The 22,196-nt window shown below is 59.8% G+C and carries 19 protein-coding genes; 10 read left to right on the top strand and 9 right to left on the bottom strand.

Annotated features, from left to right (window positions below):
* Positions 1-3 precede the first annotated feature (3 nt).
* Genes Q1B40_RS16590 through Q1B40_RS16580 form a run of 3 tightly spaced genes read right to left on the bottom strand, consistent with a single transcriptional unit; the run spans position 4 to position 2,380 of the window.
* Positions 4-450, bottom strand: a complete 447-nt coding sequence (locus tag Q1B40_RS16590) for a tripartite tricarboxylate transporter TctB family protein (protein ID WP_299816792.1) — start codon at positions 448-450, stop codon at positions 4-6.
* On the bottom strand, positions 447-1,418 hold the full coding sequence (locus tag Q1B40_RS16585) for a BMP family ABC transporter substrate-binding protein (RefSeq protein ID WP_299816790.1): 972 nt from the start codon (positions 1,416-1,418) through the stop codon (positions 447-449). The genes Q1B40_RS16590 and Q1B40_RS16585 overlap by 4 nt, the downstream gene beginning before the upstream one ends.
* Positions 1,415-2,380 (bottom strand): tripartite tricarboxylate transporter substrate binding protein, encoded by a 966-nt coding sequence (locus tag Q1B40_RS16580; RefSeq protein WP_299816788.1) that lies wholly within the window; start codon positions 2,378-2,380, stop codon positions 1,415-1,417. Before Q1B40_RS16580 ends, Q1B40_RS16585 begins: the two co-directional genes overlap by 4 nt.
* A gap of 276 nt (positions 2,381-2,656) precedes the next feature.
* Here Q1B40_RS16580 and Q1B40_RS16575 point away from each other — a divergent pair, with 276 nt between their 5' ends.
* Entirely contained in the window at positions 2,657-3,520 is an 864-nt protein-coding gene (locus Q1B40_RS16575) for a MurR/RpiR family transcriptional regulator (protein ID WP_299816786.1), read from the top strand.
* 48 nt (positions 3,521-3,568) lie between these two features.
* Here Q1B40_RS16575 and Q1B40_RS16570 read toward each other — a convergent pair whose 3' ends face one another.
* Together Q1B40_RS16570 and Q1B40_RS16565 are read right to left on the bottom strand one after the other, a co-directional pair.
* Complete coding sequence (locus tag Q1B40_RS16570) at positions 3,569-4,063, bottom strand: hypothetical protein (RefSeq protein WP_299816784.1); 495 nt, start codon at positions 4,061-4,063, stop codon at positions 3,569-3,571.
* Positions 4,064-4,099: 36 nt separating this feature from the next.
* Positions 4,100-4,510: a hypothetical protein gene (locus tag Q1B40_RS16565; protein WP_299816782.1), complete on the bottom strand. Its 411-nt coding sequence runs from the start codon at positions 4,508-4,510 to the stop codon at positions 4,100-4,102.
* 569 nt (positions 4,511-5,079) lie between these two features.
* On the opposite strand from Q1B40_RS16565, the gene Q1B40_RS16560 reads away from it, so the two are divergent.
* The 3 genes from Q1B40_RS16560 to Q1B40_RS16550 all read left to right on the top strand — a co-directional run bounded on the left by Q1B40_RS16560 (position 5,080) and on the right by Q1B40_RS16550 (position 7,054).
* Complete coding sequence (locus Q1B40_RS16560; RefSeq protein WP_299816780.1) at positions 5,080-5,769, top strand: protein rhiA; 690 nt, start codon at positions 5,080-5,082, stop codon at positions 5,767-5,769.
* A gap of 156 nt (positions 5,770-5,925) precedes the next feature.
* A complete protein-coding gene (locus Q1B40_RS16555; RefSeq protein WP_299816778.1) occupies positions 5,926-6,513 on the top strand; it encodes a phage tail protein in 588 nt (195 codons plus the stop codon).
* A gap of 94 nt (positions 6,514-6,607) precedes the next feature.
* The gene (locus tag Q1B40_RS16550; RefSeq protein ID WP_299816776.1) at positions 6,608-7,054 is read left to right on the top strand and encodes a protein rhiC; all 447 of its coding nucleotides are present in this window, start codon (positions 6,608-6,610) and stop codon (positions 7,052-7,054) included.
* Positions 7,055-7,330: 276 nt separating this feature from the next.
* Here the strand turns inward: Q1B40_RS16550 and Q1B40_RS16545 are convergent, their stop codons facing one another.
* Both Q1B40_RS16545 and Q1B40_RS16540 read right to left on the bottom strand, forming a co-directional pair.
* Positions 7,331-8,233, bottom strand: a complete 903-nt coding sequence (locus Q1B40_RS16545; protein WP_299816774.1) for a histidine decarboxylase, pyruvoyl type — start codon at positions 8,231-8,233, stop codon at positions 7,331-7,333.
* Entirely contained in the window at positions 8,234-9,523 is a 1,290-nt protein-coding gene (locus tag Q1B40_RS16540; RefSeq protein WP_299816772.1) for a hypothetical protein, read from the bottom strand.
* Between the two features lie 200 nt (positions 9,524-9,723).
* Here Q1B40_RS16540 and Q1B40_RS16535 point away from each other — a divergent pair, with 200 nt between their 5' ends.
* Positions 9,724-13,557: an AAA family ATPase gene (locus Q1B40_RS16535; RefSeq protein WP_299816770.1), complete on the top strand. Its 3,834-nt coding sequence runs from the start codon at positions 9,724-9,726 to the stop codon at positions 13,555-13,557.
* Between the two features lie 34 nt (positions 13,558-13,591).
* Here the strand turns inward: Q1B40_RS16535 and Q1B40_RS16530 are convergent, their stop codons facing one another.
* Entirely contained in the window at positions 13,592-15,406 is a 1,815-nt protein-coding gene (locus Q1B40_RS16530) for an adenylate/guanylate cyclase domain-containing protein (protein WP_299816768.1), read from the bottom strand.
* Positions 15,407-15,801: 395 nt separating this feature from the next.
* Here Q1B40_RS16530 and Q1B40_RS16525 point away from each other — a divergent pair, with 395 nt between their 5' ends.
* From Q1B40_RS16525 to Q1B40_RS16505, 5 genes are all read left to right on the top strand, one after another.
* Positions 15,802-16,476: an ABC transporter substrate-binding protein gene (locus tag Q1B40_RS16525; RefSeq protein WP_299816766.1), complete on the top strand. Its 675-nt coding sequence runs from the start codon at positions 15,802-15,804 to the stop codon at positions 16,474-16,476.
* A 231-nt stretch (positions 16,477-16,707) separates the two neighbouring features.
* Positions 16,708-17,451, top strand: a complete 744-nt coding sequence (locus Q1B40_RS16520) for an ABC transporter substrate-binding protein (RefSeq protein ID WP_299816764.1) — start codon at positions 16,708-16,710, stop codon at positions 17,449-17,451.
* Between the two features lie 164 nt (positions 17,452-17,615).
* The gene (locus Q1B40_RS16515) at positions 17,616-18,794 is read left to right on the top strand and encodes an aminotransferase (RefSeq protein ID WP_299816762.1); all 1,179 of its coding nucleotides are present in this window, start codon (positions 17,616-17,618) and stop codon (positions 18,792-18,794) included.
* Between the two features lie 69 nt (positions 18,795-18,863).
* Positions 18,864-19,892 carry an asparaginase gene (locus Q1B40_RS16510; protein WP_299816760.1) on the top strand — a complete coding sequence of 343 codons (1,029 nt, stop codon included), beginning with the start codon at positions 18,864-18,866 and terminating at the stop codon, positions 19,890-19,892.
* 46 nt (positions 19,893-19,938) lie between these two features.
* Positions 19,939-20,739: a dimethylarginine dimethylaminohydrolase family protein gene (locus Q1B40_RS16505; RefSeq protein ID WP_299816758.1), complete on the top strand. Its 801-nt coding sequence runs from the start codon at positions 19,939-19,941 to the stop codon at positions 20,737-20,739.
* A gap of 47 nt (positions 20,740-20,786) precedes the next feature.
* Here the strand turns inward: Q1B40_RS16505 and Q1B40_RS16500 are convergent, their stop codons facing one another.
* Positions 20,787-22,157 carry a TIGR03808 family TAT-translocated repetitive protein gene (locus Q1B40_RS16500; protein ID WP_299816756.1) on the bottom strand — a complete coding sequence of 457 codons (1,371 nt, stop codon included), beginning with the start codon at positions 22,155-22,157 and terminating at the stop codon, positions 20,787-20,789.
* Positions 22,158-22,196: the final 39 nt, after the last annotated feature.

Genomic DNA, 22,196 nt, shown 5'->3' with positions numbered 1-22,196 from the left:
GGATCAGAACCCCTTGAACGCTTCGAGCGGCAATTTCAGCCCGACAATGAAAATCAGCCAGACACCGGCAACGGCGCCTGCCACGAGCGCGGCCCGCCGCAGGTGCGACAGGCGGCCGACGGCAAAGCTTGCGGCAAGCGCGCAGGCGCCTGCGGCTGGCAGGACGCCGAAGGCGGGTGTGACAAGCGCAAACAGGGCGACGGCTACGGCAACAGCGCCGACGGACCGCCAGTCCGCAGGCGTGTAATCCGGTGCCTGCCGCAGATCCCTGACGAGTGCGATACAGGCAAGGATGACAAGAACGAGCCCGGCGATCATCGGGAAGGCGCCCGGTCCCATGCGCCGCGGTGTGCCGGGATCGAGGAACGACAGTGCGCCGAGCCCGAAGAACAGTCCGATGGCCAGAAGCAGAAGCGTTCCGGACTGTTGCTTGAGCCGTTTCAGCATCATCCCCTTGCCTCCGCTGCCATGCCGGGAACGAACTCCGCACCGTTGAAATCGCCGCCGAGCGCAAGATCACCGCCCTTGAGGGCCCGAACGACCGGCTGAAGACGTTCTGCGATGTCGTCGGGGACGTCTCCGCCAAGACTGAGGCCGACATATTCGCCTTCCGCCAGACCAAGCGTGATGCTCTCATTAGGTAGATTGCCGGTCGCGACATCTGCAATCGCGCGTTCGACGCCCCGGTCGATGCGGGCGAGGGCGGAGGCGAGAAAGACATCCGGATGAAGCGCGACCCAGTCGAGCGCGTTACCGATCTGCCAGGCTCCCCCCGCACGGCAGGCATTGATCGCTCCGGCGCGGGCGCCGTTGAGCATCGTGAACATGACATCGGCTCCCGCTTTGATCTGAGCATCGGCCCATTTGCGGGTCACCAGGTTGTCGTCCTGGGAACCGCAGAAAGAGGTCAGAACCGTGACCTCAGGGGCGGCGTGGCGCACGCCCTCCACGAAGGCGGCGCGGGCCTTCAGGCCCGGCCGTACACGGTGGCCGGACAGATGGCCGACCGTCCCTGAGCGTGTCATCCAGGCCGCGAGGCAACCGGCGAGAAACGCCGATTGCTCCTGGGCGACATCGTAGCAGGCAAGGTTCGTCAGGCGGCTCTCGCCCTGAACGATCGCAAACCGCTTGCGACCAAAGGCGCGGGCGACGTGCGGCATTACACTGTCCCCCTGACCGCCGATGAAAACCAGCCCGTCAAAATCCGCCATTGCTGCCAGAAGGCTTTCGGTAATGGCGTGCGCATCATAGGCAAGGCCGTCGATGATGCTGATCCTGGCCATGCCGGCGTCCGCTGCCGCCTGCGCCCCCGCCAAACCGCTGGCGTTGAAACCGTCGTCATTTGCCTCGCCGACGACAACGACGGCAACTTCCGGTAGATCTTTCCCTGACGGGGAAAGCGGGCGAATACGCATCATTCACTCGCCTGCCTGACGAGCGGCGCCCAGCTCTCGGCAGAAGCCGCGACATAATCGGCGAAGGCTTCACTCGACATGTCCGAACGGATGATCCCCCAGGTGTCGAACTGCTTGACGACATCGTCGGATTGCAGCGCGGTTGCCAGGGCTTCCTGCAAAGTTCCGGTTATCTTCGCGTCGATGCCGGCGGGAGCCGAGATGCCCAGCCAGTTTTCCGCGACGATGTCATAACCGAGTTCGACAAAGGTGGGTGTGTCAGGCAGCGTTGCGAGGCGCTCCGGGGCGCTGACGGCGAGGGGGATGGCGTTGCCTTCCTCGACATTGGGCAGGTTCTGCGGCACGGCGTCGAATATCACCGGAATCACACCGGCACGGAAGTCGAGACGCATGGGCCCGGAGCCCTTGTAGGGAATGTGGGACAGTTCGACGTCGGCCTCGTTGGCGAAAGCGACGGCGAAGACATGGCCCCAGGAGCCGACCCCGGAGGAGCCGAAGTCCAGCACGCCCGGTTCGGCCCTGGCCTTTTCCGTGAAGGCTGCCATGTCGGGTGTGCCGAGTTCGGGAGACGCGAACATGCCCAGATGAACCGCGCCGATATAGGCGATATGGGTGAAATCCTCGACCGGGTCGTAAGGCGTGTCGGGAAAGCGGGTCGGTGCGACGCTGAACGGGGTGAGGTTGGACAGCATCAGGGTGTAACCGTCATTGGCCGCGTTCTTGAGCTCTGTCGCGGCAACCGTGCCCGCGGCTCCCGGCTTGTTCTCCACCACGAACTGCTGGCCGAGTTCGCTGCTCAGCTTTTCCGACAGGAGACGGGCAACGAGATCGCTCGATCCACCCGGCGGGAACGATACGAGGATACGCACCGGACGCTCGGGATAATCTGCGGCATATGCCGCCGGAGCAGTCACGGAAAGGCCGGCGGCAAGGAGGGCAATCGTCAGTCTGGAAGTGGCAGGCATGGCGGAACTCCTGGATGTGGATACGTAATGGCGAACGCGAAATTCAATTTCCAGAAAATGAAATTACAGTTTCATATTCACCGCAAGCGGAAAAACAGGCAATTCGGGCAAGTGCAATAAATTTGGTCAGACTGGTGAAGTCCTAGGCGGAAAATGGCCCGGAAATGCCGCGTTTCTCGCCGAATTTCGAGGGTTGCGGTCCAGGAATATTCCACTTCTCACAGCGATGAATGGAGAGCGCTTGCAATTTCAGCAGTGAAACCGTTAATTGGAAAGATGAAATCAGAGTTTCAAAATCACAGTGATGACGAGCCGTTCCTGGGCAGGGTGCAGCGTGTTCTGCCGGTGCTCAGTCCGGCGGAGCGCCGCCTTGCCGAATTCCTTCTCGACTTTCCCGGGGAGCTCGGCAGCTATGATGCTCAGGAGCTGGCACGGCTGTGCGAGGTATCCAAGGCCACGGTGTCCCGCTTCGTTCGGCGCATCGGCTTTGAAAGCTACGACAAGGCCAGGAAGGCCGTGCGCGACGAGCGCGAGACCGGATCACGGTTGTTCTTTGCCCACTCCGAGCCAGAGGCGAACGCCGCCGCGCTGGCCATGGACATGCGCGAGGACAAGGACAATCTCGACTGGACCTTCAGCAAGCTCAGCGCGGCCGATCTCGATGCGCTGTCGCGGGCCGTCATTTCGACACGCAAGGTCTGGATCGCCGGGCAGCGCATAAGTCATTCCTTTGCACAGTATCTCTATTGGCAGCTCACCAAGATCGTTCCCGAGGTGGTGGTTTTTCCGCAAGGTGGCGAGACCCTCGGCGAGCATGTGGCGCGGATCGAAAAGGGCGATCTGGTGATCGCGATCGTGCTTCGCCGCCGGATGGCGGGCACGAGCCGCCTTCTGGATGCGGTGACGGAAGCCGGCGGCGAGCTTGCGCTGATATCAGACGAGAGCATGCCGCGCCATTCCGGAGCGCGCTGGCATTTCCATTGCCGCACCCATTCGGAAGGTCCGCAGTTCAATCATGCCGCCGTGCTGGCGCTTTGCCACCAGATCGTCGTGCGTGCCACCTTGCTCAGCGGCCGCGAGGGCAGAGAGCGGCTGCGGGCGGTGGACGCCGTCAATGAGAAGCTGTTGCAGTATGAATAGAGGCGACAGTTGGAGCTGCGCCGTGACGGGCAGGTCATTCGGGACATATCACTTGCAGGTTATGAACGGGTTCCAGCTCACGAAATAGGAAACCGGCTGGAGCTTGCCGACGGTCACCTTGATCTGGATCTGATAGGTCTGTGTCCCCTTGTTGAATGCCTGGCCGATCCAGTAGGCCCCGGCGGGTTCTCCGGGAAGAGCCGGTTGCGGGCGCGGCATGCCGGCAGCACTGAAAACGCTGCCGTAAGAGACATTGATTGCCGTAATTTCCACCTCGTCTTCGGAAGACCCCAGTGCGTTGATGGGGACCGCGTTGAAACCGACAAGGTCACCGACGTTGCAAACGGTGCTGAGTTCGAGTGTCCCTTCACCGGTTGTGCCGTTGGCGACACGATTGTCCATCATGTAGATACCCTGGACGATATTACAGCTCTGCTGCCCGGCGACATAGGCAGTGTCCACCGCAATGGTGATGCTGGTTTGCGGTTGAATTTTCGTCGATGGAACAAGCGAGACTTCGGCCACGATTTCGGGAGTGGTCATTGTGGTTTCCTTGGGGGCAGTGGACATATCGTCCGATCAGCCGGCTTTCAGGCTCGGGGTAACTCTGGTCAAAATGGGAGTAGAGCAGGAGTTGAACGCACTGAAATTGATTGCGTAACGATCTGTTCCCTCGGCCTGCGCCTGTCCGGTCCATGTGGTCGCATTGACCATTTGCGGGGCTCCACCGGCGCCGAAGATGTCGGCGTCTCCGAAACTCCGGATCCGCAATTGCATGCCGGAAACCGGATCGATATTGAGCAGCGTCCAGCAGATATATGTGCCTGTGTTTACGACGGTAAGGAGATTTGCGGAGCCTTCGTTCGATCCTCCGTCGTGAAGCGTGTTGTCTACCAGATAGATGCCCGTGGCCTTGCTGTTGAGAAGTGCATTCGAATTCACCCAGATCTGAATGAAGCAGGAGCAAATGCCCGGTTGAATGACGGCCATAAGACTTCCTTCCATTAGGCTCTACGCGACGATGGTCGCAGCTCTTGTTGCTCTCGGCACCGGCGTCCAGTGGTGTCAGGGTAAGCGAGCCGAATATTTTCTGTCAGTAAAAAATACGTAAAAAATAGCAATCCGGCGATATTGGCGTTTCATTGTTAATATTCAGCTCGTCTAGACTATTATTTCATCTGGCATACCATGCATAAAATATACTTCATAAATAATGTATGCAGTAATTTCATCGCATAGTTTATTGGAGATATCTGCGGAGCGCGCCTTGCAGGTGCACCCGGGCGCCTGAAAGGCGCCGCTTTGTCTATCCTTCGATTATTTCTTGAAATGAAAACCGCGATCTGACGACAGCCCGCGCGGTTTTCCGGGGTGCTTCCACATGTCTGGATTTTACGAATAAATGATGGCCGTAAAAAATCTGAATAAAAAATTATCGCGTAAAATCAATAATTTACGCATTTTTGACTGACTGAAATCTGAAGGTCCCGACTACGTTGAAGCGGTCCACAGGCCACACCGATGGCCGAGGGATCGAACCTTCACGAGAGGAAAGTCAAATGACACTTGAAATCAGTTATGCAAGGCAATCGTTGAGCCAAGAACTGCGCGCATCTCAGGAAGCGGTGGAAGCCCTTGGAACCCAATATTCCATGACGCTGACCAACGAATCTGCACAGCCCTGGACCTTCTTCGTCTACCAGAAATTGCCCCAGCCGTCGGCGGATGTGTTCTCGATGGCCTGGTTCTGCTCGCCTTACAAGTTGCGGGTCGGCAACCGGATCAAATTCACATGGGAAATCGACTATAATTTCGTCTGGAGCGACACGGGCGTGTTGATGCCTGGCGTGGATTTCCATGCGTCGGGTGATGTGGACTGCAGTCCGGCCGGAGCCAACACCACAGAGTTTTCGCTGACAGATGGACCGGGCCTCAGCACGCCGGTCAAGGGTCCTCCGTCGGGATCTCTGGTCATCAATGATGCCGCAAACGTTCCGAACAACCGGTATTCCGTCGGCATCGGGATGTCGGGAACCGGCACCTACTGTGTTCAGGCCGGGACCAATCTGAAGCATACTTTCACGCCGACCCCGAGCTACTGGATCGCCGCGGGAACGAACGTGAAAATCGGCACGGTTCTGAATATCGATACGATCACCCAGACCGCCGAAGCCAAGTTCCCGCCTGCGGTCTACGATCTCAATTGTGTACTCCAGGCTGACAATACCTGGGACATTTCACCGGCCTGATCGTCCATCGCCCAGTTCCGGCTCCGCGCTATCTGCGCGGCGCCGGTGGGATCGGAGCGCGCCCTGCCGATGGCTGCACCTCCCGGCAGCGCATTCGCGCCTGTGACAATGCCTCCGGTCCCTTCTTCAACACGTAACATTGAAAGGGGATGAACCATGTTTTCTGGACCGCCCGTTGGCACCGTGTGCCCTTTTGCAGGACAGGTCGACCCGGTCTCGGGGTCTCCAAATACGACCTGGGCGAACGCGCCCTGCGCGAGCACGGGGGCGGCGCAAGGAACGCTTGCCGACTCGCCGTTAAGTCACGTGGAATCGCAGGGCTGGATGCTTTGCGACGGCCGTTACCTGAATGCAGCCGCTTATCCGGAACTCCACGCTGTCCTGGGTGAGCTTTACGGGAAGCAGAATTCCGGGGCGGACCTGGAGTTCCGCCTTCCGGACTACCGCGGCCTGTTCCTGCGCGGTGCCGATGCCGGAGCTGGTATGGACCCGGACGCAGGACATCGTCTCGACCCGACCGGGAACAACGTGGCGAATGTCGTCGGCTCTCTCCAGTGCGATGCGCTGCAGGACCACACGCACTCGTATGACATCACCCAGCCGGCAGCCATCTCGCAGCAGGGCAGTGCGGCGGGAACATCGATTTCGAGCAAACTGACAGGTTCACCGGATTCTCCGGCAAGGACCGCCCCCGAGACGCGGCCGAAGAATGTCGCCGTCAACTACATCATCAAGTTTCGCTGACAGGTGACCGGGACCGCTCGAACCGTTTTTCCTCCCGTCAACGAAGCTTGCCCGCAACTCCATCCGATCAACTTTAAAACACAGGAGAATACCAATGACTTCCAGATCAGTATCGCTTGCCTGCCTGCTGGCTCTCGGCATGGCTTGCGCCGTCGCCCTGCCTGCCGCCGCTCAGGACGACAGCGCCCAGGCCGGGACGAAACCGGTGACCTCGGGCGTGGTCATTCGCGGCGTCACCCTGGGAGGACCCACGGGTGTATCAGGTACGTCGACCGGGAAACAATGCGACTTCAGCGGCGAAGACGTCGACCAGAACGGCCGCATGACCGGGGCAAGCGTCAATTGCCGGCCCGGGGGCAATCTCGCAAACACGCTGGCGGGTCTGCCCGCACGTTTTGACGCCTATTGCGCCATCAACGCTCCGGTCAAAAGCGCGCGGCTGATCCAGGCGGCCGTCCCCGGCAACGCCAACCATTGCGATCTTTCCGGTATCACGCCGAAGGACGCAACTGGTCAGTTCAAAGGCGCGATTTGGCGTTAGAAATCTCCCGAAGTCTCCCGTATTGATCTGAATGCGGGAGACTTCGACGCTTCAAGATCGATCCGCTCTTCCGCTTTCCTGCGCCTTCGGCAATATTGAGACCTAAGCGTTCCATTGCTGTTTTCGGGACTGGATGGAATGAACGTCCTGAAATCCTGCTCTGCATGCGACAATTATCGATGGGACCCGGTTGGATGGGGCTCACATGTCACGCGGCAATTCACGGGCGGTTCTTGTCGCATGCAGGGATCGGCGGCGGTGATCGGCGTGGCTTTGTCAGCCGCGGTAGTTTCCGGGGTAGGGCGCCATGGGGTCAAGCTCCAGGGCCTGTTCCCATTGACTGAGGGTGAGGTCGACCAGCACTTCAGGATGCATATTATGGGGAATGGCGTTGTGAGGCAGGGTGACATAAGGCACGCAGGCCAATGCACAGCCGACCGTCCCTTTCTTGATTTTCAGGGCCTTGTGGCCGATGAAAATCTGCTGGTAGGCAACGCCCTGATCGGCTCCGCACAGCAGAATTGATCGCGCAATGTTGCGATCGATATCGACAAGCGGCGCTTCACCCGTGGTTTCTGTATCCGAGCTGTCTTCGATGAACAGATTGGCGGTCGTGAGCCGGTCCTGAGCGATGGCGATGGCAAGGGCGCACCATACCGTTGTTTCCCGCTCCGGGCTTATGGTCCGGGATTTGTTGGCGCACACCACCATGGAGCCCGGCAACGGCGGAAACCGCCGCTGGTTGCGCGAGCCGAACAGCCGGTAAGCCGCGTCCAGTAAGGGTGCCATCGGCATGACGGGTATTTCCACGCCATCGTGACGGGGCAGCATCATCAGCGGTTTTATGAGGCCGTTGGCCAGGTCGTCGTGCCGGGCCAGATCGTACCCCCAGACCGCGCCATTGACGCCGCAGAACGAGGACGCGGTGAGCATGTTGATCTGGCCGATATAGGCGTCCTCGCACTCCGCCCGGTCATAGGACACGATGCCGTCAAGGCCCGTGTCCATGTCCGCCGCCACCGTGCCGATGGACAGTTTCAGGGCGGCGATATAGCCCCATCCCGCCGCCGGCGGGTTCATGTAACCCGCGCAATTGGCCGGGAACGGACCGACCGCGTTGTTGACCACATGTTTCAGATGAAGATCATGGGAGGTCCGTTCCGGGTAGATGCTCATCATTCACGAACCCCGCTTGGGGTTGACATGAGCGGTGACCGACGCACCGGTATCCCTGCGGTCCGCTGCCGGATCCGTATAGTGGATTATGACCGACAGGCCGTCGCGCGTGTAGCGATGGGGTGAATTTTTCATGCCGGCGCTTGCCACCTGACGCAGATCGTCCGGTGAAATTTCCAGGTCCTTGCACATTTGCCCGAGCGTCGTACCCGGGTGCATCCAGATTCCGGTGTCATCCATGGCAAATCCTGCCTTGCGCAGGCGGGTCGTGTCGAAGGCAGGGCCGCGCTGAACACTGCGCACCGGAGAGGAGGGGACGGATGCCGCCTGCAGTTGGGTCGGGATGGTCAACAAATTACGCTCCGTGAAACGCACTTCCTTCACCGGGTTGGAGATCGTGTGCGGGAAGCAGTCGTGATAATAGGCGTTGACCAGGGATGCCCTCAGGTTGGTCTCGCTGAGCCAGGAGGCTCCCATACCGGAGTAATGACGGGTCCCAAGTTCGTCCTTGCCCATATACATCGCATTGAGGCCGGTCCAGAAACCGTCCGGCGCCCATTTGAGATAGTCATCCTTGTTTTTGAAATACATGTAGTCGCCGGGGATGGGCGGGTCCTTCAGCGGTGCGGATTTCATGAACAGGGTGGCCGGATTTGGCGCGCCTTTGAGCAGGCTCCAGGGACCGATGTACATGGTGCCGAAATCGGACGCCATCTTGTCAAATCTTTTCTGCCCCAGACCCGTCAGCAAGCCGAAATAGACGGCCATCTGGAACGCGCCGGCACATTCTCCCCGGAAGGGAAAGGTCGCATTGGCCATGGGAGCAATGGCCTCCGAGGCAAGCGTGCCCTGAACCTGGCTGAATTCCGCGTCGTCCTGCGCATGCGGATGGAGAAAAGCCCAGAACCTGCTGAGCCGCGACGCATCGGTACTGCCGATGCGCGGCTGCAGATCGATGGATGGATTGAAGTAATCCATGTCGTACTCGCCGGTATTGCAGAATGTCATCGCATCGATGGCATGAAGACGAAAGGCGATGTTGTCCTTCAGGTCCTGAAGCGAGGCGAAAGCGTGAGGGGAGGAGGACGCCTTCATGGCCTCGACAATTTCCCGGGCGATCGGGTTTTCCAAATTGCGTATCTCGAGCACCAATCCGCTTTTGAAGATCGGGGTGTCCTGCAGTTCTTCGGGAACCGTAATGTACTTCTCGATTTCGTGAAAAGTTTCGTCGTGATTGAAAAGCGTTTGTCCTGCCACCGAGAGACCGGTGTTTTCCGTTACCAGCTGATCCATTGACCCGTTCCTTCCAAGTCTGAAAACTATGCAGCCGGAAACTTTTCCGTCTGCTCAGTACAGTCTCCGCGTGTCAATTATTAATCGCTCAACCCGATTCCGGGCGTAAAAAATACGCAAATAATGAGTTCCGTAATTGTAATTATGTATAATGCAACTTTCTATGATGTTTTTAGGGACTCCAGCGGGAGGGGGCACGTTTGGAACTGCAACTCACTCTGCTGGACGGCTGTGTTCTCAGCAGTAAAGAAGGACACCAATTCCGGCTTGGAACCCGAAAGTCCTGGGCTCTTCTCGCCAGGCTGGCGCAAAGCCGCGGAGGAGATTGCACGCGCGAAAGCGTCGCTGCCTGTCTCTGGCCGCGCAGCGGAGAAGAGCAGGCACGTGCCAGCCTGCGTCAGGAATTGGCAGCCCTTCGTAAAATCCTGAAGGAAGGCGGAAGCCCGGACCCGTTCGAGACCCAGCAGGATAGCCTGGCCCTGCGGAGCGATATCGTTGCAATCGACACTCAGGAGCTGGAGAAGATCGCGCTTTCGGGTGACATCGAGCGCATTCGCCACATTCCGCACATCTACAAGGGGGAGTTCGCGGAAGGACTGAACATTCGCTCGGCCCCTTTCGCGGATTGGCTGCAAGGCGAGCGGTACCGTCTCTGCGATATCGCGATTTCCGCGCTCGAAACCGTCCTGGCCCATGACGAGAAACTCGGGGACCCGCATGTTTCGCTAAAGACAGCTCAGGCCATAATTGCCCTGGACCCCTCCCACGAGGCTGCGCACCGGAGGGCGATGAAGAGCCTGGATGCCCTCGGACGGCGCGCCGATGCCGTGATGCAATTCAACCGGCTGGAACAAATTCTGCGGCAGGAGCTCAATACGGACCCGTCCGCGGAAACGGTCGAAGTGTTCAAACGGCTCCGCCAGCAAGGAGGAGATTCAACCGCTCACCGGCTGGAACGCAGCAATGGCTTGGCGGGGGGCAAACCCGAGAAGCGTCTGGTCACCATCGCGGCGTTCGGAATTCCCTTTCAGACCACGACTGGTCAGCAGCTTGATGCCGAAGACAGCACCGAGCTCATGGAAACGATGGAAACCTTGTGCCGGGACACCGTTCCGAAATTCGGAGGCCGGTTCCTGGGCCGCTCCGGAGACCGGTGTCTGGCGATTTTCGGGTATCCGGCGGTGGGGGAACTTGACGCTGAAAGAGCCGTTTTCGCCGCAACGGATCTGCACGGCAAGAGCGTCGACACGACGAGCGGAGACGAGGTGCAGATCTGTTGCGGTATCGCCAGTGGAGAAGCTCTGGTGCAGATCGGGCAGGGGGATAACCTGACGCCTGGCGATGTGTCCGGCGGGTTGATCACACAGGCCACCACACTGAGTTTCACGGCCGCCGGCATCGGTGTCCTGGTGTGCGGAGCGACACTCGCGCTGATGCGCCGCGCCTTCAAGACCAGTTTTGTCCCGATCCCCGGTCACGCGACCGGTGCCTACCGTATCGGCAGTGAACGGGTCGCGGCCAACCGTTTCGACATCGGCGAACGGCAGAACACCCTGTCGTCCTTCACCGGCCGGGATGGAGAGCTGAAGACACTTGCCACTCTCTGGCAAAAAGTGCTCGAGGGCGGAGGGCAGGCTGTCTCGATTGTCGGGGAACCGGGCATCGGCAAATCGAGGCTGGTCCATCATTTCCTGCGCAACAAGGTGGTGGAAGTTGCCACGCGCCTGCATTTCAGCGGTTCGCTGCATCACAGGAACACGGCCTTTTATCCGCTTATCCAGGAACTGCGCAGGGTCATCGGGTTCAAGCCGTCGGATGACAGAGGCACGCAGGCAAAGGTCCTGTCGTCCTGGCTTGCGGAGCTCGGCCGCAGCTCGGAACAGGACCTGACACATCTCTGGACGCTGCTGGAACCGGATATCAGGTCTTCGGAACATGAGGCGGACGCGGCGGGGCTTCTCGGCACCATTCTCGGCTGTCTGTTGCAGATGGCTGAACAGGCACCGGTCATACTGGTTTTCGAGGATGTGCACTGGATGGATTCTAGCTCCTCGGATCTGCTGCATGCGCTGCAAATCGGCATAGCCGCCAGGCGTATCCTGCTGGTTTCAGTCACACGGCCGGTTTCGGAACCCGAATATCCGCTGCCTGAAACAGTCTGCCAGCTGGAGCTCAGCCGGTTGAGCAAGCAGCAGATAAGCTCGCTGGCGCGACACATCCGGCCCAGCTATCTCACCGAGGCCGATACCGCGGAAGTGGCCCGGCGTTCGGACGGCATTCCGCTTTTTCTCGAAGAACTGATGAACGGTCTGCCGCCGCAAGTCGAAGCTGCGGCGCAATTCGCCAAATCCCCGATCGTTCCGGCGAGTTTGCAGGAAACCCTGATGGCCCGCATTGACCGGATGGGGGACGAAAAAGAAATTCTTCACATCGCAGCTGCGATCGGCAAGGTGTTCGACTACGCCTTGCTGAAGGCGGTCACCGACTGCGGGGAGACTCGGCTGCAGGACTATCTGCAACAGCTGCAGGATCAGGATCTGGTGTTTCGAATAGGTCAGATCCCTTATGCCCGCTACGAGTTCAAGCATGCTCTGGTTCAGGAACTGACCTACATCTCGATCCTGCGCAGCACCTGCAGGAGCTATCACCAGCGCATCGCCGAAGCCCTTCAATCCGAGATCATGGCGACCAGTTCCATCGAGCCGGAGCTTATCGCATGGCATCTGGAAAAGGCCGGAGTGTCTGACAAGGCAATCGATTTTCTGGAAATCGCGGGCCGGCATGCGGTGGGGGTGTCGGCACATCACGAAGCCGCTCAGCACTTCCGCCGGGCGCTGGACCTGGCCAGCAGAAACAATGCGTCAGGCAAATACAATGAGAGGATCAAGCAGTTTCTCCTGTTACTCGGGCCCCAATTGCTGGCTGAAAGCGGATTTGCTTCGGCGGAAGTCAAATCCGTCTACCGGCGGGCGAAGTCCCTGTCGAATATCTGCGTGGACAAGTCTCAGAACAGCGAGATCCTGTGGGGGCTGTGGAGCAATTGCATCGTTCGCGCAGAACTCCACACGGCCGTCGAACTGGCAGAAGATTTTTTGAGCCTGGCACCGGAAACGGGTGACCCTCTCAACAAGATTGCCGGATTTTATGCACGCGGCATCTCCAGTTACTATAAGGGGGCGTTCGCACTGGCGGAACAGGACCTTGCGAGTGCGGTGGCTGCCTACGAGGCGCGGTTCGACGAGGAAATGGCCCTGCGGTTCGGGGTCAACCTGCGGGTTACCGCAAATGCCTATCTGCTCTGGATCCATAGCCTGTCCGGCAACTTTGACAGGGCCATCAGGTCCGCTGCGTCGCTGATCGGTGAAACGGAAGTCTGCAATCACGATGCCAGTACCGGATTTGCCCATAATTTCATTTCGGGCATGCATAATTTCATGGGCAACCACATTGAGGCGGAGCACCATGCGAAGGTGGCCGAAGTCCTCTCGGACGGCCAGGGTTTTGCCCAGTTTCGTGCGCAAGCCCGGATAAACCTGGGCCGGGCCCAAGACCGGCTCTGTCAGGCGCAGGGGCTGGAAATGCTCAGGCAGGGGCTTGCCGAGTACGTCGACACAGGGGCCCGGCTCGCCCTGCCTTATGCGCAAGCCTGGCTGGCCGAAGCCTTGCTGGAGCAAGGGAAACTGACACAGGCACAGGAAGCAGTTTCCACCGGACTGGATTTTTCGGCGCGTTCCGGCGTGCAATATTTCGACGCCGAACTCCTGCGCATCAAGGCGATCATTCTGGACCGGTTCGGCCCGTCTCCGGACGCGGAAATCATTGACATCTACGAGCAATCGCTCGCAGCCTCCAACAAGGTTGGAGCCTGCGCGCTCCATACCCAGGCTTCCGGCAGTCTGTTCAGTTTTCTCAAGCGCCGCGGCTATCACGAAGCGGCCAGCAGGATTGCAGTCGAAACACTGGAAACCAACGCCGTGAAAGGGTCGGCGCCGATATCGGAAAATGTCCACGAAGTGCTGTCCGGTTCAAGCTGAAGCCGCCACCCATGACCGGGCCGGCCCCGGGGATCTATTCTCCCAGCCGGACAACTTCCATCGGCTCGACGCGGCCCTTGACGGAGTGCGCGCCCATTGGCTTCTGCCGGATGTCCCCGTCCAGCCTTTCGGCGACCTCTCTCGAAGCCAGGATGATCACCTCCGCGTCCGGATCGATGTCCTTGCCGAGGCTTTCCAGTCTCGAGGTGGCGTTCACCGTGTCGCCGATGACCGTGTAGTTGACCCGCTCCGGGGCGCCGATGTCGCCGACGACGAGGGGGCCGACATGGATGCCGATGCGGATGCGGACAGGGGCCTCGCCGCGCTCGATGCGGGCCTGATTGTCCGCGTGGATGGCTTCTGCCATGCCAAGAGCGGCGCGGGCGGCCGGTTCGGCCGGATTGTCCAGATGCTCCGGCGCCCCCCAGAAAGCCATGACGCTGTCACCGATATATTTGTCGATGGTGCCGCCGTGCCTGGTGATCTCGGCGCCGAGCAGGGACAGGTGATGGTTGACGAAGTCGGCGGTCTGCGTCGCCGACATGCCTTCGGAGGCGGAGGTGAAACCGGCTATGTCGGTGAACAGCACCGCGACCTCGCGCGCTTCCGGAGGAGCGTCGGCGCGTCCTTCGCGCAGGAGCTTCTGCACGAGGGTCCTTGGGACATAGCGGCTGAACGCCTTCAGGCCCGAGACCATGGAATTGAAGCCGCCGGACAGGTCGTCCAGTTCGCGGATAACGCTGCCGGGGAGCGGTTCGACGTCGTCCAGGTTCAGGTTCGCAACCTGCATGGCCGCAATCGAGGCGCGCTGCACCGGCCGGGCGATACGCCGGGCCAGAAGCGCGGCGCCGACCAGGGAGAGCAGGAGAAGGCCGGCGCCAACGATGATCGCCACCATCAGTTCCTGAAGCGGCTGGTCGAGATAGCCGGCGGGGAAATGCACACCGATTCGGGCGGGCAGGCCCTTCAGGTCTTCGTTCTTCTGTTCGAGCACGACGAAGCGCTTGTTTCCGTTTTCATCGTGGCCATAGTGAAGATCCAGCCCCTCGGCGATGTCGAACGCCAGATTTTCGAGCTTCTGCATGTCTGCAAACGTCGCCAGAAACCCGTCGGAGATCTGGCTGACATGAAGCAGGGGCGTTTCAACACTCAGATGATCGAATTTTTCATGCAGGTCCTGATGGGCAATGATCTCGTGGCTGCCTTCCTTCATCAGGAAGACAGACATTTCATCGGTTGAAATAAACCAGGTGATCTCCGACATCCTGTCGAGAGACATGCCGATCAGCAGACTGCCGCGGTAGTCCTCCTCTTCGTAAAGCGGCTGGACATAGACGAAATAAGTGTGCTCGCGCTCCGGCATGAAGAGGGCGTCGCTCCAGAATGGCTCGGCTGTGCCTGCGGCCTTTTCGGTGAGCGGCAGGAGGGCCGGGATGTCGGCTGTAAGGTCCACGTCGCCGCCAAGCAGCACGCCATCGGCGTCCCCGCGGTCCACATCCACGCCTTTTCCCGTTTCATCGACCAGCACCAGAAAGGAGACCTGTTCCGTCGGAGCAAGGGCGCCGAAAAGAAAGCTGACCAAGACGTCCGGTTCATCGAAGGCGAGTTCTCCCTCTTGCCAGGCCAGCTTCGTGTATTGGCCGGTTTCGGTGACCGCGTGGAGCTGTTCGACGAATGCGGTTTGCGCGGACTCCAGGCCGAGGTCGACCAGTTCCCCCCCCAGTTGGCGGACGATCTTTTCCGAGGTGATGGCCTGTATGATCAGAATCGCCGCGGCGGTGATCAGAACGAAACTTCCGATTACGGTTGCCAGCGTCGGTGTAATGAAGAGTTTTTTACGCTGTGGCACGTTTTCTTTCCGCGTTTCCGCTGCCATAGGGCACGGCCCGAAACAGGCCTGACCAAATCCGACTATATCTCAATCTCTGTCAAATTCCGGACTTAAGCGCAATGCGCTTACAGGCCAGGGAAAGCAGGGCCGGGAAGGCAAGAGCGACCCAGGGCGGTGAGGGTGTCTTCATCCGGTCCCTGCCAGAGTGACCTAGCGTTTACAGGCATTTGCCGTGTAATTTCCGCGGGTAGATTCAATTATTCCTAACTTTTTGATATTATTAATTAATATCCTTCCTAATAATCGCGAAGCCTATTGAAATCCAGGGTTGCTATATGTCGTTTGTTCCCCTCCGGTGCTTGCTGCCGCTTCTTCTACTTGCAGCTGCGACTTTTCCGGTGAAGGCGGCCGAGATGCTGCTGGCAACGGACGAGTGGTCCCCAAGGACAATACCGGCACTCAGGAGCAAGGCGGGACCGGATGTGGATCTCATCAGGGAGATTGCCAGGCGAAGCGATGCGGACCTGAAGGTCGCCCAGATGCCCTGGGGACGGGGGCTCGCCTCGATGCAGAGCGGTGCCGTCGATGTCATGACCGGCCTGGCCTACCGGGACGAACAGGCCAAATACATCGTCTATACGGATACGCCCTATTTCCAATGCAGGACGGCGTTCTACTCGCTGCGCGGAGTGTCACAGGATATTCGCGGCTACTCGGACCTTGCCGGACACCAGATCGGCTACGTGCTGCATTCGGCCCATTTCGACCGGTTCGATACGGACGCAACCCTGAACAAGGTCGGCGTTCCGGCGGAACAGACCCTCATCGACATGCTGCTGAAGCGCCGATTTGCAGTGGTGATCGGGACAGATTGCCAATTCGATTATTATATCAGACAGCAGGGACTGGCTGCCGTCGTTGAAAAAGCGCCTTACAGTCCGGGCAGCGCCGTGGATCTTTTTCTCGGGGTCTCCAAGAAATCCGCGTGGGCCGGACGGATTGACACGCTGAACAGGATCATCAGGGATCTTGTCGATGAAGGCTATGTCGACAGGATTACCCGGGAATATTCCCGGGCACCGTCATAACGACATCCGCCTGTCCGGTTGGTTCGCAGCATGTGAATGCGCTTCTTCAACTGACGAGAGCGTTGTCCGCATGTAAATTCGGACAGTGTCATTATCTACGGGCGCAAAGCCGACAGGTTGCATTGGTCCGATAGCTACTCCTAGAGTTAAGGTGTGTTGAATTTCCGGAAATCTGTCTGGAACAGTCGTGATTTCACAAATCCGGCAGTTGCGCACCATTGGGGGGAGCATATGCACCGGCTACTTGTCTATGCCCTTTGTGGCATCCTGACATCCGCAAGCTGTGTATCCGCGCAAGAAAAACTGCGCTTTTCGGGCTTTACGGCGCGAGGTTTCACGCCGGTCGCCGAACAGATCCTTTCCAGTGCCTATGCGGAACTGGGTATCGAGATCGAGACAGTCATTTCGAACCCGCGCCGGGCTCTTCTCGACGCCGCTTCGGGCAAAACCGACGGCGAACTCGTGCGGATCAAGAATGTCGCCGATCGGTACGAGACACTGATCCGGGTCGATGTACCTGTCGTGGTCTCGCGCATTTCTGCTTTTACCCGCAATTCGCAATTGCAGGGAAAATCCCTGTCCGAGCTCAAGTATCTCAGGGCCGGGCACATATCCGGCGCGCGCTTCGGAGCTGAGATCACCGAGGGTTTTTCGGAAGTCTGGACGGCGGAAACACCCGAACAGCTGATGGAGATGCTTCTTCGGGACCGCGTCGACGTGGTTGTTATCAGTGAAAACTCCGGCCATCGGCTTATCAGCGAAATGGGTTTGAGCGATGTCTTCTCGATTCAGCCTCCGTTGAAGGAAATCGCCTTCTATCATTTCCTGCATGTGAAACACGCCGACCTGGTTCCCCTGATCGAGGACGTTCTCAGACGTCGGATCGGGAACACCGAAGGGGATGGGCAGGACGATTCCAATCGGCGTGAACCTGCCACCAAATTTTTGACCCGGCTCCAGTTCGAAATGAGCTGATATTCTAACTCTCCCGGTCTGGATCTTGAAGCGAAGAGGGGGAGGGCCGGTTGAATCCGGTGCTGAGCCCGGCACGCGCACGACTGTCTTCAAGCCGTCAGGAAAAAGCTCGACGCGCATCTTCCGGAGGATTAAAACCGCGCAAAATACTTGCGGGAGGAACCATGAAGCCGACCAATCCGGTGTTTACCGGCATCGACACGACCGTGTTTGAAACCATGTCCCGTCTTGCCATGGCTCATGGCGCGGTCAATCTGGGGCAGGGGTTCCCCGATGTGGACGGGCCGGAAGACATCCGCGAGGCCGCGGCGCGGGCGCTGCAGGACGGACCGAACCAGTATCCGCCTATGCTCGGCGTGCCGGAATTGCGCCAGGCGGTTGCGGAGACGAACAAGCGCTTTTACGGCCTCGACATCGATCCCCTGAGCGAGGTTCTGGTGACGTCGGGTGCAACGGAGGCACTTGCCGACTGTATTCTCGCGCTCGTGTCTCCCGGCGATGAAGTGGTGCTGATCGAACCGCTGTATGACTGCTATCTGCCGATTGTAAAACGGGCGGGCGGTGTGCCTGTCCGCGTGCGGGTGACACCGCCGGAGTGGCAACTGGACAGGCAGGCGCTGCAGAACGCGTTTTCCGACAAGACCAAGGCCATTCTCCTCAACAATCCGATGAACCCGACCGCCAAGGTGTTTTCCGACGACGAGCTGCAATTCATCGCGGACCTTTGCATCAAACACGATGCCTATGCGATCTGTGACGAAGTCTATGAGCATCTGGTGTTTGAGGGGCTTTCACACAGGCCTCTCATGGCTTTCGACGGCATGCGTGAGCGCACGGTGCGGATCGGGTCCGCCGGCAAGACATTCTCGCTGACCGGATGGAAGGTCGGCTATGTCACCGGACCGGCCGGCCTGTTGGACCCGATTGCAAAGGCGCATCAATGGGTGACGTTCACGACGCCTCCGGCTCTGCAAAAGGCGGTTGCCTTCGGCCTGCGCAAGGATGACGATTACTATCAGGCCTTCACGCATGACCTGATGACGAAGCGCGACCGGATGGCGGACGGTCTGGCCGCTCTCGGTTTCACTGTTCTTCCCTGCAAGGCGACCTATTTCCTGACGTGTGGCTTTGCAGGTCTCGGACTGGGCAGGACGGATGTCGAGGCCTGCGAGACGCTGGTGAAACAGGCAGGCGTTGCTGCCGTGCCTGTTTCGGCCTTCTACGGATCCGATGCGCCGACCGGTTATATCCGCTTCTGTTTCTGCAAGCGGGAGGAGGTCATCGACGAGGCCCTGGCGCGGCTCTCTGCCTTTTTGACTGCAGGGCGGGCCGAATCCGCCTAGGTTATCTGCTTGAAATGTTTCGCGTTCAGGTGGACGCGGAAAATGACCCTGTTCCGGATGAGAAACCACATGGACAATCCCGCACTCGTGGACGTTACCCGCGGCAGCCTGACCGAAAGTCTTCACCGCGGCAGCGTGGCGGTTTGCGATGCTGGCGGCAAACTCGTTTGCAGCATCGGCAATGTGGACGCCCGTGTGTTTCCCAGGTCCGCCATCAAAGCGATGCAGGCTCTGCCGCTGGTGGAATCGGGTGCGGCCGAAGCGCTGGCCCTGACGGATGCCGAGCTGGCGCTCGCCTGCGCCTCCCACAACGGCGAGGAAATGCATGCCAATGCGGCCAGGGTCATGCTGCTGAAGGCCGGCCTCACCGAAGACGCGCTGGAATGCGGGCCGCAATGGCCGCAGCGCATGGAGGATGCGGCCAAACTGATCCTCGCCGACGAGACGCCTTGTGGACTGCACAACAACTGTTCGGGCAAGCACGCCGGGTTCCTCGGGCTTGCAAAGATCATGGGCGTTGAAACCCGTGGCTATGTCGAACCTTTCCATCCTGTCCAGCGCGAAATCCGGCTGGTGATGGAACAGCTGACCGGCGACACCCTGACCGAAGACGTCTGCGGCACGGACGGCTGCTCGATTCCGACCTATGCCTCGCCGCTGAAGAGCTTCGCTCGTGCGTTTGCCGCATTCGGGACCGGAGAGGGGCTGGAACCTCTGCGGGCGGATGCCGCGCAGCGGCTGTTTGATGCCTGTATCAACGAGCCCTACATGGTTGCGGGGGCTGACCGTTTCTGCACCAAGGTGATGGAAGGCTTCCGTGGCAGGGTTTTCGTCAAGACCGGTGCGGAAGGGGTGTTCTGCGCCTCCATCCCCGAGCTCGGCTTCGGTGTGGCGCTGAAATGCGACGACGGCGCTACACGCGCGGCCGAAGTAATGATGGCAACCGTCATCGAGACGATGCTTGACCTCAATGACGACGAAGCCGTGCTTCTGGACGGTCTCGTCAACCCTCCGGTTCTGACGCGGCGGGGAATTCAGGCGGGGCATATCAAGCCAAGGCCGGAGTTCCTGTCAGAGCTGAAATCGGCGCTTAACTGAGGTCCCATCTCGGCTTTCCGCCTGTCATTCTGTCTGGAGATTTCTCATGCCACCGCGGGCCGGTCTGTCTTTCCGTTTCACCCATGCGATCACCAGAACCCCCGCCGACAGTGTCGCCGGGGGCCTTCGTGCGGTCGATGCAGGCAATCCCAGCGGCCAAAAATTCCGGCAGGAACACGAGCTTTACGTGCAGGCCTTGCGGGGCGCCGGTCTGAGCGTCGATGTTCTTCCGCCGCTGGAGGATTATCCGGACAGCTGTTTCGTCGAAGACCCGGCCTTCTGCCTTCCGGAAGGCGCGATCCAGCTGCGGCCCGGAGCTGAAAGCCGGCTGGGTGAGGGCCGGGAAATCCGCGCCGCGCTGGACCGGCATTTCGGCAAGGTTGTCGAGCTGCCGGGCTCGGGTCATGTCGACGGCGGCGATGTTCTGATGTTGGACGATGTCATCCTGATCGGCCTGTCCGCCCGCACCGACCGGGACGGCGCCAATGCCTTTGCGGCGCTGCTGGGGACGTGGGGATACAGGGCTGAAGTCTGTGACACTCCGGAAGGAGTGCTGCATTTCAAGACGGCCTGCTCGACGCTGGGAGACGGCGTCATTCTGGCAACGAAAGTCATGGCGGAAAGCGGCTTTTTCTCCGGACGCCGGGTGATCGAGGTGCCGGAAGGCGAGGATTATGCGGCCAACGTCATCCGTGTGAACGACGTGGTGCTCGTCCCGGAAGGCTATCCGAAGACGCTTGCCGCCATAAGGGACGCCGGGTTCGATACGGTTGTTCTACCGACCCACGAGGCGGGCAAGGTGGATGGTGGCTTGTCCTGCCTGTCCCTGAGGTTTTCTCTCGACTGATGCCGGCCGCCGGGTGCGGTCATGCCCTCATGTTCGAAAGGGAATACTCAGGCGGCGATCTGGTTGCCCTGTATGGTCAGGTTGTCAAATTCCGAAGCGTTGTTGAGTTCGCCCGTGACCTTTTCCAGCCAGCGGAAACCGTTGATCGATCCAGATTTTGCACCCTGGACGATATTGTTGGTGATGACGGCCGGCCCGGCGCCTTCGACCACGGTGACGGCAATGCCCGTGCCACAATCCCGGATGATATTCTGGGAAGCGGCGATGTTGCGCATGTAGGGTCCCCAGCCGAGCAGCAACCCGAATTTCGGCGCGCCCTCGATCACGTTGCCGGTCAGGGCGGTGTCGGCTTCCGCGGAAATGCCGATGCCGAAACCGGCGACTTCAGACGGGTAGGGGCCGACGTCGGAAATGTTGCGGACGAGATTTCCGGAGCACACGGCCATGCGGCCGCCATCCATGAAATTGGCGATTGAAATCCCCGTCGTGCCGCCGTCGACGATGTTGTCGGAGATCACGGCACCCTGAAAGCCGAATTCGGAATAGATCCCGGTTTCGCCGGAACGCAGGCAGGAGTTGCCGATGATCTGCACATTCGATCCGGTGTTGGAGCGGATGGCGGAAAAGGCGCAGTCGGCGATCCGGTTGTTGGATATCATCACGCCGTGGGCGCGGAACACGTTGATGCCGTTGCCGAACTGTCCCGTGCCGCCGTAGCGGGCGCCGATACGCTCGACCCGGTTTCCGGAGACGATGGTGCCGTCCTCCCCCTCGCGCCAGCGATGCACCCAGATGCCGCCATTGGCGCAGTCTGTGACCGTGTTGCCGGTGATCGCGAGGCCGACGGCCTCGTTGGACCGAAGCCCGGCTTCGGCTGCGCCTGAAATACGGCAGTTCTCCACCCGGCCCGAGCAACGGTCCATGACAAGGCCCATTTTGGACGAGCCGGTGATCTCGCAATTGTCCAGCACCGCATTGCGGACGCCGATGAAGTGCAGCAGGCCTTCGGTGAAGTCGCCGATGGAGCGGTTGGCGCCGTCGAAGGTGAGCCCGGTAAGACCGATATTGCTGACACCTTCGGCGCGGATGAGCTGTCCGCCGCCGCCCTGATAGACAAGCCGGGTGCGGCCCGGAACGCCGACGATGAGCGTGCCGGACGGCAGCCGCAGATTGGCGACTGGATAGGTGCCGGCAGGCAGAAACAGCGCACGGCCGCGTTCAACGGCGCGGTTGACGGCGTTCTGGAACTGGGCGGTCTGATCGTCCGAGGCGTTGGGAACCAGCCCAAGTTCGGCGGAATCTATGGAGCCCCTGAGGTCGGCGACCTTCATTTGCGCGGAAACCGCTGTCCCGGAAAGGCACAAAGCTGTCCCGGCAAGAAACGCTCGGCGGTTCAGTTTTGATGTTTCTCGTGTCATGGGCTCCGACCAGTTGCTTTCAGCGTCCCGGAATGGGAA

This window comes from uncultured Roseibium sp. (assembly GCF_947496995.1).
GTDB lineage: Bacteria > Pseudomonadota > Alphaproteobacteria > Rhizobiales > Stappiaceae > Roseibium.
Note: the sequence above shows the minus strand (reverse complement) of the source record. Positions and strands in the feature narration are given on the sequence as shown.